The organism is Reyranella sp. (assembly GCF_965249915.1).
Lineage (GTDB): Bacteria > Pseudomonadota > Alphaproteobacteria > Reyranellales > Reyranellaceae > Reyranella.
In genome coordinates this window covers 5,403,885-5,415,647 of sequence record NZ_OZ252257.1, presented here as the reverse complement: position 1 = coordinate 5,415,647, position 11,763 = coordinate 5,403,885, and the positions used below count along the sequence as shown (strand labels likewise).

14 protein-coding genes are annotated in these 11,763 nt (G+C 68.2%); 6 read left to right on the top strand and 8 right to left on the bottom strand.

Annotation, left to right across the window (positions count from 1 at the left end; genetic code table 11):
- Positions 1-33 precede the first annotated feature (33 nt).
- On the top strand, positions 34-777 hold the full coding sequence (locus ACP15H_RS26620; RefSeq protein WP_425069143.1) for a creatininase family protein: 744 nt from the start codon (positions 34-36) through the stop codon (positions 775-777).
- Between the two features lie 227 nt (positions 778-1,004).
- Here the strand turns inward: ACP15H_RS26620 and ACP15H_RS26615 are convergent, their stop codons facing one another.
- The 6 genes from ACP15H_RS26615 to ACP15H_RS26590 all read right to left on the bottom strand — a co-directional run bounded on the left by ACP15H_RS26615 (position 1,005) and on the right by ACP15H_RS26590 (position 5,828).
- Positions 1,005-1,865, bottom strand: coding sequence for a DMT family transporter (locus ACP15H_RS26615; RefSeq protein WP_425069142.1), 861 nt, complete (start codon positions 1,863-1,865; stop codon positions 1,005-1,007).
- 22 nt (positions 1,866-1,887) lie between these two features.
- The gene (locus tag ACP15H_RS26610) at positions 1,888-2,292 is read right to left on the bottom strand and encodes an EVE domain-containing protein (RefSeq protein WP_422033416.1); all 405 of its coding nucleotides are present in this window, start codon (positions 2,290-2,292) and stop codon (positions 1,888-1,890) included.
- A 17-nt stretch (positions 2,293-2,309) separates the two neighbouring features.
- Entirely contained in the window at positions 2,310-3,299 is a 990-nt protein-coding gene (locus ACP15H_RS26605; protein WP_425069141.1) for an NAD(P)H-dependent glycerol-3-phosphate dehydrogenase, read from the bottom strand.
- A gap of 24 nt (positions 3,300-3,323) precedes the next feature.
- Positions 3,324-3,959, bottom strand: coding sequence for a TIGR02466 family protein (locus ACP15H_RS26600; RefSeq protein WP_425069140.1), 636 nt, complete (start codon positions 3,957-3,959; stop codon positions 3,324-3,326).
- A 9-nt stretch (positions 3,960-3,968) separates the two neighbouring features.
- Complete coding sequence (gene tsaD / locus ACP15H_RS26595; protein ID WP_425069139.1) at positions 3,969-5,006, bottom strand: tRNA (adenosine(37)-N6)-threonylcarbamoyltransferase complex transferase subunit TsaD; 1,038 nt, start codon at positions 5,004-5,006, stop codon at positions 3,969-3,971.
- Between the two features lie 174 nt (positions 5,007-5,180).
- Positions 5,181-5,828, bottom strand: coding sequence for a TIGR02466 family protein (locus tag ACP15H_RS26590; RefSeq protein ID WP_425069138.1), 648 nt, complete (start codon positions 5,826-5,828; stop codon positions 5,181-5,183).
- A 137-nt stretch (positions 5,829-5,965) separates the two neighbouring features.
- On the opposite strand from ACP15H_RS26590, the gene hemC reads away from it, so the two are divergent.
- The 5 genes from hemC to ACP15H_RS26565 are packed head-to-tail and all read left to right on the top strand — an operon-like array spanning position 5,966 to position 9,829.
- Positions 5,966-6,889: a hydroxymethylbilane synthase gene (hemC, locus tag ACP15H_RS26585; protein ID WP_425069137.1), complete on the top strand. Its 924-nt coding sequence runs from the start codon at positions 5,966-5,968 to the stop codon at positions 6,887-6,889.
- 43 nt (positions 6,890-6,932) lie between these two features.
- The gene (locus tag ACP15H_RS26580) at positions 6,933-7,745 is read left to right on the top strand and encodes a M48 family metallopeptidase (protein WP_425069136.1); all 813 of its coding nucleotides are present in this window, start codon (positions 6,933-6,935) and stop codon (positions 7,743-7,745) included.
- On the top strand, positions 7,742-7,969 hold the full coding sequence (locus ACP15H_RS26575; protein WP_425069135.1) for a sulfurtransferase TusA family protein: 228 nt from the start codon (positions 7,742-7,744) through the stop codon (positions 7,967-7,969). Before ACP15H_RS26580 ends, ACP15H_RS26575 begins: the two co-directional genes overlap by 4 nt.
- 45 nt (positions 7,970-8,014) lie before the next feature.
- Complete coding sequence (locus tag ACP15H_RS26570) at positions 8,015-9,220, top strand: phosphoglycerate kinase (RefSeq protein ID WP_425069134.1); 1,206 nt, start codon at positions 8,015-8,017, stop codon at positions 9,218-9,220.
- Between the two features lie 9 nt (positions 9,221-9,229).
- Positions 9,230-9,829 (top strand): NUDIX hydrolase, encoded by a 600-nt coding sequence (locus ACP15H_RS26565; RefSeq protein ID WP_425069133.1) that lies wholly within the window; start codon positions 9,230-9,232, stop codon positions 9,827-9,829.
- 102 nt (positions 9,830-9,931) lie between these two features.
- On the opposite strand, the gene ACP15H_RS26560 is transcribed toward ACP15H_RS26565, so the two are convergent.
- Together ACP15H_RS26560 and ftsY are read right to left on the bottom strand one after the other, a co-directional pair.
- A complete protein-coding gene (locus ACP15H_RS26560; RefSeq protein WP_425069132.1) occupies positions 9,932-10,534 on the bottom strand; it encodes a septation protein A in 603 nt (200 codons plus the stop codon).
- Positions 10,531-11,754: a signal recognition particle-docking protein FtsY gene (gene ftsY / locus ACP15H_RS26555; protein WP_425069131.1), complete on the bottom strand. Its 1,224-nt coding sequence runs from the start codon at positions 11,752-11,754 to the stop codon at positions 10,531-10,533. Before ftsY ends, ACP15H_RS26560 begins: the two co-directional genes overlap by 4 nt.
- Positions 11,755-11,763 lie beyond the last annotated feature (9 nt).

The following is an 11,763-nucleotide window of genomic DNA, read 5'->3' as shown; positions in this document are numbered from 1 at the left end:
CATCCTTCGACCACATCACAGGAGTTTCGGTTCGTGCAGCTTCAGCTCAAGACCTGGCAGTTCGTCGAAGACTATCTCAAGACCAAGACCGGCATCATCATCCCGATCGGCTCGACCGAGCAGCACGGCCCGACCGGCCTGATCGGCACCGACGCACTGACGGCCGAGATGGTGGGCCGCGGCGTCGGGGAGAAGGTGGGCGCGCTGGTGGCGCCGACGATCTCGGTCGGCATGGCCCAGCATCATCTCGACTTCGCGGGCTCGATCACGCTGAAGCCCACAACCCTGATCGCCGTCGTGCGCGACAACGTGCTGTCGCTGGCCAAGCACGGCTTCACGCGCTTCTTCTTCGTGAACGGCCATGGCGGCAACATCGCCACGGTGACAGCGGCCTTCTCCGAGATCTATGCCGAGCGCTCGATGGAGCGCATGAGCAACCAGCCCTCGATCAAGTGCGCCCTTCGCAACTGGTGGGACAGCCCCGGCATCAAGCGGCTCAGTTCCGAACTCTATCCGACCGGCGAAGGCAGTCACGCCACGGCCTCGGAAGTGGCGCTGACCTGGTACAAATATCCCGAGACGATGGACCGCCGTGTGCTCGAGCCGCGCATCGCGCCGAACGGCTCCTTCGCCGATTCCGAGGACTATCGCCGCGCCTTTCCCGACGGCCGCATCGGCTCCGACCCGAGCCAGGCGACGCCCGAGCACGGCAAGCGCTTCTACGACCAGGCCGTCGAGGACGTGGCGCGCGACTACGAGGCGTGGGTGGCGCGGTAGGATTACATCCTAACGTTCACAACATCAGCCTCTTCGCCCTCTCCGCCCGCCTGCGGGGGGAGAGGGAGGGGACCCGCGAAGCGGGGAGGGTGAGGTGGGTCTCCGCTCTCGCTATCGACGCATCGCTTTCTTATCTCGCACCACCTCACCTACCCATTGCTTCGCAATGGGCCCCTTCCTCTCCCCCACTTCGTGGCGGAGAGGACATAATGACGTTGATCTCTCCGTTAACTCTTCACCCGCTCGCGGTGCAGGATGTAGAGGCCCGAGCCGACGATCACGACGATGCCGGCGAGCGCCAGGGTGTTGGGGACCTCGCCCCACACGACGTAGCCGATGGCGAGCGCCCACAGGATCGAGGAGTAGCGGAACGATCCCATGACCGAGATCTCGCCGCCCGAGCGCAGCGCGATCACGAGGAACTGATAGCCGATCGCGAGCAGCAGCGACGACGCCACGATGTAGCCCAGGGCGCGCGCATCGATCGGCTGCCACCCCTCGACCAGCGCCCAGGCGCAGCCGACGACGGCGACGGTGATCGCCGTCGTGAAGGAAACGACGAGCGTCGGCACGGCCGGCGGCAGGTGACGCGCGATGACGTCGCGAAAGGTGCCGAGGAAAGTCCCCGTAAGTGCCACCCAGGTCCAGCCGTTGATGTCGCTGGGTCGCGGCTGGATCACCAGCAGCACGCCCGCGAAGCCCACGCCCACGGCGGTCCACCGCCGCCAGCGAACGTCCTCCTTCAGGAGAAGCACGGCGAGCACCGTCAGGATGAGCGGTGTCGAGAGGTTGACGGCGGTGGCGATCGCAAAGGGGATCTGGAACAGGGCGATCAGGTAGATGATGGCCGCGCCCGCCTCCAGCCCGCCGCGCAGCATGACCTTGGGATGGACCGCGTAGGCCATCTTGCGCCAGGCCCCCGTCGCCAGCAGCGCCAGCGCACACCAGAGCGTGGCAAAGAGGCCGCGCACGCCGATCGCCTGGACCGACGGCACGGTCTCGGCGGCGAGCTTGATCAGCGCATCGTTGAAGATGAAGACGACGACCGACGCCAGCATCGCCACGATGCCGCGAGTATTGTCGATCATGACGAGGCTGCTGACGAAGCGACTACTTCGCCATCTTCTCGATCATCTTCCACTGCTCGGCGGAGACCGGCACCACCGACAGGCGCGACTGGCGCACCAGGCCGAAATCCGCGAGCTTCGGATCGGCCTTGATCGCGGCCAGCGTCACCGAGTTCTTCACCGGCGCGACCGGCTTCACGTCAACGGTGACGGCCTTGCCCGCCGCATCGGTGGGATCGGGATAGGCGGGCTTCACGACCTCGGCGATGCCCACGATCTCCTTGCCCTCGTTGGAATGGTAGAAGAAGCAGCGGTCGCCGGGCTTCATCGCCTTGAGGTTGATCGCGGCCTGGGCGTTGCGCACGCCCGTCCAGGAGGTCTCGCCGTCCTTCACGAACTGCGCCCAGGAATAGACCGAAGGCTCGGACTTGATGAGCCAGTACGCCATGTCGTTTCCCCCTGCTCCTACTTGCCTTCGCGCCGCAGCGGCCGCGCCAACAGCGCGCGAATCGAATCGTCGAGATCGGCGCCGCGATGCAGGATAGCATCGACCGCGGTGCATATCGGCATCTCGATGCCGAGCTTGGCGGCGCGTTCGAGCACCGCCGGCGCCGTCGCCGCGCCTTCGACCACCTGCCGCCGGCCCTGCATGTAGGTTTCGTATGACATGCCCTTGCCGAGCGCAGCGCCCAGCGAGCGATTGCGCGACAGCGGTCCCTGACAGGTGAGCACGAGGTCGCCGAGCCCGCTCAGGCCCGTGAGGGTCTCGAGATTGGCGCCGAGGGCAAGGCCCAGTCGCGCCATCTCGGCGAAGCCGCGGGTGATCAGCGCGGCGGCGGCGTTGTGGCCGAGGCCGCGGCCCTCGACGATGCCGGCGGCGATCGCCAGCACGTTCTTCACCGCGCCGCCCAGCGACACGCCCACGACATCGTCGGTCCAGTAGGGCCGGAACATGCCGGCGGCGAGCGAGGCCGCGAGGTCGCGGCCGAGCGCGGCATCGGCGGTGGCGATGCTGACCGCCGTCGGCAGGCCCAGCACGGCTTCCTCCGCGAAGCTCGGGCCCGAGAGCATGGCGATGGCCCGACCCGGCAGCACCTCGGCCAGTACCTCGGGCATCAACAGGCCGCTGGTGGCCTCGATGCCCTTGGCGCAGATCACGACGGGGCCGCTGCCGGGCAGGCCGTGGGCCACGGTGCGCAACGCCTGGGCCGGACAGACGAGCAGGATCGCATCGCAGTCGGCGAGCTGGGCGAGCTCCGTGGCCGCGTCGATGCCGGCGTCGAGCGATTGTCCCGGCAGGTAGATCTCGTTGCGACGGTCGTGCGCGATCGCGGCCGATACACTGCGATCGCGCGACCAGAGCGTCACCGTGCGACCGGCCCGGCGTGCGAGGCAGGCCAGCGCCGTTCCCCAGGCGCCGCCGCCGACGACGCCGATATGCGCGATGCCCGTCACGCGATCCCCCTCACGCGATCCTCGTCACAGGCTGAGATTGAAGGCGATGGAGATGCGCTGCGCGGTGCCGCGATAGGGCCGCACCTGATGCAGCACCCAGGACGGAAACATCACCAGCCGCCCGGCCCGGGGCGAGATCGTCTGGTTGGTGCCGACCGACAGGCCGCCGGGAAGGCTGAAGGCGAGATAGGGCGCGTACATCGCCGGCGCCGGCCCGCGCGGATCCATGAACTCGAGTTCGCCGCCCAGCGACGGATCGGCCGAGATGCCGCCATCGTCGACATAGTAGACGCCCGACCAGTAGCTGCCGGGATGGGAATGGAATTCGTTGCCGTGGCCGCCGCGGTTGATATTGGCCCAGATGTTGGCCTTCCACGCGATGGTGACCGCATTGCCCTGGCGATCGCTGGTGCTGCGGTTGGCCATATTGCGTGCAACCGCCAGCAGCTTGATCGCCGGAACGCCGGCCCACTTGTCGAGGTCCCAGGTCGATTGCCAGCCGCCCAGCGTGCTGTGCGGCTCGTTCTCTTGTTCGGCCTCGCGCTTGGCCAGCACCGGGATCAGCGCGGCGTTGAGCTGCGCACCGTCGGGCAGATCGGCGATGAGGATTGGCGTCGCGAAGGCGGCAACGGTTTCGAAGACGGGCTGGGCCTGGCTCATGGCTTCAGTCTACACGCGATTGGCGGCGGCGGGATCGAGCGGCCAGCGCGGCCGGGGACGGAAATCGAGCGCATCGACTTGGCCGAGACGCAGCCGTTCGACGCCGGCCCAGGCGATCATCGCGCCATTGTCGGTGCAGAGCCGGACCGGCGGCGCGACCAGCTTCGCGCCATGCGCCGCCGCGACCTCTTCGAGCCGTCCGCGCAGATAGACGTTGGCCGCAACGCCGCCGGCCACCACGAGCGTCGACGACGGGGCTCGGCCCAGCGCGTTGGCGCAGCGGTCGGCGAAGACGTCGCCCACGGTGCGCTGGAAGGAAGCACAGAGATCGGCGACGGCGCGCGGATCGTCGGCCGGCAGCTTCTCGACCGTCTGGCGCACCGCGGTCTTCAGGCCCGAGAAGGAAAAGTCGCAGCCGGGCTTGCGCCACATCGGCCGCGGCAGCGCGAAGCGGCGCGGGTCGCCGCCCTCGGCCGCCCGCTCGACCGCGGGCCCGCCGGGGAAGCCGAGGCCCAGCAGCTTGGCGGTCTTGTCGAAGCATTCGCCGGCGGCATCGTCGATGGTGGTCCCGAGCCGCGTAAAGTCGCCGGGACCGCGCACCGTGAGGAGCTGGCAGTGGCCGCCCGACACGAGCAGCAGCAGATAGGGAAATTCGACAGGCTCGGTCAGCCGAACCGACAGCGCGTGGCCTTCGAGATGATTGACCGCGATGAAGGGCTTGTCGTGCGCGAAGGCCAGCGCCTTGGCGGTCATGACGCCCACCATCACGCCGCCGATCAGCCCCGGCCCGCCGGTCGCGGCGATGGCGTCGAGATCGGCCAGCCCGAGGCCCGCTTCGTCGAGCGCCTGTGCGACCAGCCCGTCGATCCGCTCGAGATGCGCTCGCGCGGCGATCTCCGGCACCACGCCGCCGAACCGGCGATGCTCGGTGAGCTGGCTGTAGACCGTATTCGACAGGATCCGGCCGACCGGCCCGGTCCCGGCCGGGCCTTCGACCACGGCGACGGCGGTCTCGTCACAGCTCGTTTCGATGCCCAGGACGCGCATGCGGGACTTCTAGCGGCCCGGACACCGGGGCGCCAGATGACACCTCGCCGACGCACCACCTCATTCTGAGAGTCTGGCCGGAAATGAATTGAATCGATTCAAGCACTTACCTCATCCTTCGAGACGCGCTCCCGCAGAGCGCTCTTCAGGGTGAGGTAGTTGTGTTGAGCAAACTCAGAGGTTCAGATTGAACGCGATCGAGATGCGTTCGGCCGTGCCGCGATAGTGGCGGACCTGGTGGAGCAGCCAGGACGGGAACAGGACCATCCGGCCGGCCTTGGGCTGCAGCACCTCGTTGGCGCCGCCCGACAGGCCGCCCTTCATCGCGAAGCCGAGATGCGGCGCGTACATCACCGGGGCCGCGCCACGCGGATCGAGGAATTCCAGTGCGCCGCCCAGCGAGGGATCGGCCGGGATGCCCCCATCGGCGACGTAGTAGACGCCGGACCAGAAGGCGCCGGGATGCGTGTGGGGCAGGTTGCCGTGGCCGCTGCGGTTGATATTGGCCCACATGTTGGCGCGCCACGTCACGGCGAAAACGCCGGGATGGGGACCGCCGGCATTGCCCGACCGGTCGATCGTCACGCGATTGGCGGTATTGCGGGCGATGGCCAGCAGCTTCAGCGCCGGCACGCCGCCCCAGCGTTCCATGTCCCAGGTCGACTGCCAGCCGCCTTCGTTGGAAGCCTGTGTGCCGGGGTGGGACTTCTCGCGTTCCTCGATGACCCGTCGCAGGTCGGCGTTCAACGCGGCCGCGTCCGGCACGTCGTGGACGACGAGCGGCGTGGCAAACAACGGTACGATTTCGAGATCCTGGCTCATGGTCGGCCTCTGTTCGCCGCCTTCTTGCCTCCGGCCCCCCGGTCCCGCAACTGCCGCCGGCCGCGACCTGTCGGCGCCACAGCTTCTGGCGTGGGGGCTTCTGGCGTATCGGGGCGCCCTGCGCTAGAGCAGCGGCCATGACGGCCCCCCTCCTCCGGCTCGGCACCCGCGGCAGCCCTCTCGCCCTCACCCAGACCGGCCTGGTGCGCGACGCGCTCGCCAAGGCAGTCCCGGCACTCGCGGCGCCCGGCGCCATCGAGATCGTGGCCATCAAGACCACGGGCGACGTGATCCAGGACCGGCCGTTGTCCGAAGCCGGCGGCAAGGGACTGTTCGTCAAGGAGATCGAGGAAGCCCTTTTGCAGGGTCGCATCGATGCGGCCGTCCACAGCATGAAGGACATGCCCATCGCACAGCCGCCCGGGCTGGCGATCGCGGCGTTCCTGCCGCGCGAAGACGCGCGCGATGTGCTGATCGCGGACCTCGCCCGCATCGACGATTTGCCGCAGGGCGCCATCGTCGGCACGTCGGCGCTGCGTCGCAAGGCGCTGCTGCTTCACCGCCGGCCGGACCTGCAGATCGTCACTTTGCGCGGCAACGTCGATACCCGCCTCGCCAAGCGCGCCGCCGGCACCGTGCAGGCGACGATCCTGGCGCTCGCCGGGCTGAAGCGGCTGGGCAAGACCGGCGTCGGCACCGCCATCCCGGAAAGCGAAATGCTGCCGGCCGTCGGCCAGGGTGCGGTGTGCATCGAGGCGCGAGAGAATGACGCGCAGACGCGCGGCTGGCTCGCCGCGATCGATCACGAACCCACCGCGGTCTGCGTGCGCGCCGAGCATGCGATGCTGGTCGTGCTCGACGGATCCTGCCGCACGCCGATCGCGGGCCACGCGATCCTGACGGGCGGCGAGCTGCATCTGCGCGGCCTGATCGCGCGCCCTGACGGATCGGAAGTGATCGCAACGGAGCGTCGCGGTTCGATCGCTGACGCAGCCGCTCTCGGCCGCGATGCCGGCGAAGAACTGAAGCGCCGCGGCGGACCCGGCTTCCTGGCCGACTGACGCACTCTCGACCGCGTGCGAGCCGGCCCCTAGAGTTCGGCCCATGCCCTCCATCCTGCGCTCCCTGCTGATCGTGTGCGGCCTCGCGTCCCTGCTCGCTGCCTGCGAGACGGCGCCGGTGTCCGGCCGGTCGCAGATGATGCTGGTGAGCGAGAACGAGGAGCGCGAGATGGGCCTGCAGGCCTATCGCGAGGTGCTGAACAAGGAGCCTTTGTCGCGCGACGCGCAGACCAACGCGCTGGTCGAGAAGGTCGGCCGCCGCATCGCCAATGCCGCCGAGCATCCGCCGCAGGAAATGTGGCGCGCGCCGCGCTTTCGCTGGGAATTCAAGACCGTCGACAAGAACGAGCCCAATGCCTTCTGCCTGCCCGGCGGCAAGGTCGTGGTCTATACCGGCCTGCTGCCGATCACCAAGACCGAAGCCGGCATGGCCGTGGTGATCGCCCACGAGGTGGCGCATGCGCTGGCGCGCCATGGCGCGGAGCGCATGAGCGACCAGATGGTGGCATCGGTCGGCACCGCCGCCGCATCGGTGGCCCTGGCGGCGACGGTGAGCGGCCGCAGCCGCACCTATCTGCCGGCCATGATGGCCGCGGTCGGCGCCGGCGCCACAGTGGGCTACATCCTGCCGATGTCGCGTGCCCAGGAATCGGAGGCCGACCGGATCGGCCTCGTGCTGATGGCATTGGCCGGTTACGATCCGCGCGAGGCGATCGGCCTGTGGGAGCGCATGCGGGCCGCGAGTTCCGGCAAGCGGCAGGCGGAATGGCTCAGCACGCATCCTGCCGACACCACGCGCATTGCCGACATCAGACGCTGGCTGCCGGAAGCCATGCAATATTACAGGCCTCGATGACCGACACTCTGGAATATGACGCCACCGGGCTGCTCTGCCCCCTTCCCGTGCTGCGGGCCAATCGCAAGCTGCGCGAACTGGCGGTCGGTGGGCTGCTCACGGTGCGCGCCACCGATCCCGCCGCCGAGGCCGATTTCCCCGCCTTCTGCCGGCAGACCGGGCACGAGCTGGTCTCCGCCACGCGCGAGGGCGAGGTGCTGGTATTCGTGATTCGGAAACGCTAGACGGCGGAAACGCCGGACGCCCGCTCGACAGATAAGAGAGAGATCATGCCGCAAACGACCTTCAAGACGATCGATTCCATGGACATGTCGGGCAAGCGCGTGCTGGTGCGCGTCGATCTCAACGTGCCGATGAAGAACGGCGTGGTCACCGATGCCACCCGCATCGAGCGCGCGGCGCCCACGATCAAGGAACTGGCCGCCAAGGGCGCCAAGGTGATCGTGCTCAGCCATTTCGGCCGGCCTGACGGCAAGCGCGTGCCGGAAATGACGCTGCGCCCGCTGGTCGAGCCGCTGGAGAAGGTTCTCGGCAAGCCGGTCGCCTTCGCCGAGGACTGCATCGGTCCGCTCGCCGAGGATGCCGTGCGCACCATGAAGGCGGGCGACGTGCTGCTCCTCGAGAACCTCCGGTTCCACAAGGAAGAGGAGAAGAACGACGCCGGCTTCATCGACAAGCTGTCGCTGCTGGGCGACGTCTACGTGAACGACGCCTTCTCGACCGCGCACCGCGCACATGCCTCGACCGAGGGTCTCGCCAATCGCCTGCCGGCCGTCGCGGGCCGCCTGATGCAGGAGGAACTCGAGGCGCTCGACAAGGCCCTGGGCAACCCCAAGCGCCCGGTCTGCGCCATCGTCGGCGGCGCCAAGGTCTCGACCAAGCTCGAGCTGCTCGGCCATCTGGTCGGCAAGGTCGACAAGCTGATCATCGGCGGCGGCATGGCCAATACGTTCATGCACGCCCAGGGGATCCATGTCGGCAAGTCGCTGTGCGAGAAGGATCTCGCCCCGATGGCGCTCGAGATCCTGGAGAAGGCGAAGGCCGCCAAGTGCAAGGTGCTGCTGCCGGTCGACGTCATGGCAGCGGACGAGTTCAAGGCCGGCGCAGCCCATGTCGTCGTCGATGCGGATGCCTGCCCCGACGACAAGATGATCCTCGATGTCGGCCCCAAGACGATCGCGCTGTACCAGAAGGAACTGGCCGAGTGCTCGACCGTGGTGTGGAACGGCCCGCTCGGCGCCTTCGAGATCAAGCCGTTCGACACCGGTACGGTGGCGCTGGCGCTGGAAGTGGCGCGCCTCACCGGCACGGGCAAGCTGCTGTCGGTGGCCGGCGGCGGCGACACGGTGGCGGCGCTGGCCGCGGCGGGCGTCGAGGAGAAATTCTCCTATGTCTCGACCGCGGGCGGCGCCTTCCTCGAATGGATGGAAGGCAAGACGCTGCCCGGCGTTGCAGCGCTCATTAGGGCGGCGTAGCGTCGGCGCATGAGCGCCCCCTCCACGCCACCCGATCGCCCGCGCCTGCCGTGGGATCCGCCCGAGCATTTCGAGAAGCGGGTGCCCGACGGCGACAATCGCGAGCGGCTGGTCTGCGGGCGCTGCGAGTTCATCCACTACCAGAACCCCAAGGTCGTCGCCGGGGCGGTCTGCACCTGGGGCGAAAAGATCCTGCTGGCCAAGCGCGCCATCGAGCCGCGCAAGGGCTTCTGGACCCTGCCGGCAGGCTACATGGAACTGGGCGAGACGACCGAGCAGGCCGCCCAGCGCGAAGCGCTGGAAGAGGCCTGCGCCACCATCGAGATCGACCGGCTGCTCGCCATGTACAGCGTGGCGCGCATCGGCCAGGTGCAGATCATGTATCGCGCGAAGCTGGTCACGCCGGACATCGCCTGCGGCATCGAGAGCGAGGAAGTGGCGCTGGTCGACTGGGACGACATCCCGTGGGACCAGCTGGCCTTCCCGACGGTTGTGTGGGCGCTCGCCCACTTCCACGAGTCACGCGACAAGGTCGACTTCTCGACCTACTCCAACCCCACCGGCGACCTCGCCCGCATGTGGCCGCCGCGCAAGCCCGAGGGGGTTTGACAGCTGTCGTCCTGAGCGCAGCGAAGGAACTGGCTGAGCGACCAGAGGACTCTGTGGCGGGCGCGAGATCCTTCGCTGCGCTCAGGATGACAAAGTTGAGCTTCAGCTTCCGCGCGCGAAGGGATTGTCGTCGCCGTCCCAGTAGCGCCGGAGCAGCGGGATCTGCAGGAAGGCGAAGATGAGGGTCAGCGGGAAGCTCAGGAACATCTTGCTGGCGATCCACGTATCGGTCGTGAAGTTGCGCCACATCACTTCGTTGACGATGGCCAGCACGAAGAAGAACACGGTCCAGCGCATCGTGAGCTGATACCAGCCCTCGTCCGTGAGCTTGAACGCCGCGCCGAACAGGGGCTTCAGCAGCGGCTTCTTGAACAGCACGAGACCGCCGCCCAGGATGACCGCGAACAGGGTGTTCACGATGGTGGGCTTCAACTTGATGAAGGTGTCGTCCTGCAGCCAGATGGTGAGGCCGCCGAACACCAGCACGAAGAAGCCGCCGACCAGCGGCATGATCGGCCAGCGCTTCTCGAGCCAGCGATAGCAGGGCAGCGCGACCGCGGTGGCGACGATGAAGATACCGGTGCCCCAGTAGATGCCCCAGCGCCCGTTGGCTGCGAAGAACAGGACCAGCGGCCCCAGTTCGAGCGCCGTGGCATAGAGCTTTCGCATGCCATTGTCGCCGCCCGCGTCCCGCTCACTGCTCATGCCGGCAATCCCATCAAACTGCGCGCGAAGGCGCGAGCCTCGAACGGCCGCAGGTCGTCGATGCCTTCTCCGACACCGATGGCCACGACCGGCAACTTGAACTTCTCGGCCAGCGCCACCAGCACGCCGCCCTTGGCGCTGCCGTCGAGCTTGGTGAGAACCAGAGCATCGACCGGCGACATGGTCTTGAAGGTCTCGACCTGGGCGTGGGCGTTCTGGCCGGTGGTCGCGTCGAGCACCAGCAGACAAGAATGCGGCGCCTCGGGATCGAGCTTGCGGATGACGCGCACGATCTTGGCGAGCTCTTCCATCAGGTTGGTCTTGTTGTGCAGGCGACCGGCGGTGTCGATCAGCAGCACGTCGGTCTTCTCGGCCCGCGCCCGCTCCAGCGCCTCGTAGGCGAGGCCCGCGGCGTCGGCGCCGGTCTGCTTCGACACGACCGGCACGCCGGCACGGTCGCCCCAGACCTTGAGCTGTTCCACGGCGGCGGCGCGGAACGTGTCGCCGGCGGCCAGCATCACCGAGCGGCCCTCGCTCCGGTAGCGGCCGGCCAGCTTGGCGATGGTGGTCGTCTTGCCGCTGCCGTTCACGCCGACCACCAGCACCACATGCGGCTTGCGCGCGGCGTCGATGGTCAAGGGCACGGCGACGGGCTGCAGGATCTCGGCGATATCGTCGGCGAAGGCCGCGCGAACTTCCTCTTCGGTGACTTCCTTGCCGAAGCGTTCCTTGCTCAGCTTGCCGACCAGCCGGGCGGCGACGGCGACGCCGAGATCGGCCTGGATCAGTGCATCCTCGAGATCGTCGAGCGTCTGCTGGTCGAGCTTCTTCTTGGTGAAGAGGCCGGTAATGCTCTCGGCGACCTTCTTGGTCGACTTCGAGAGGCCCTCGCGCAGACGCGACAGCCAGCCTTTCTTCTCGGGCTCGGGCTTCTCGGGCTCGGACTTCTCGACCTCCGGTTCCTTCTCGGCCACCGCTTCGACGGGGGCGGTGACAGCGACAGGCGCGGGCTCCGGCTCGGGCGCCACCGGCACCGGCTCGCTCACCGGCTCGAGGGGCGGCGCAACGACCTGCGTCTCGGGCTCGGCTAGGACGGCCGGCTCTAGCGGTTCGGGTTGCGCGATCTCAGGTTCGGCCGGCTTCGGCGGCTCGACGGTCGGCGCCACCCGCGAGCGCAACCGCGCAAACCAGCCCTTCTTCTCGGGTTCCGTCTCGCTCACCGCGCCACC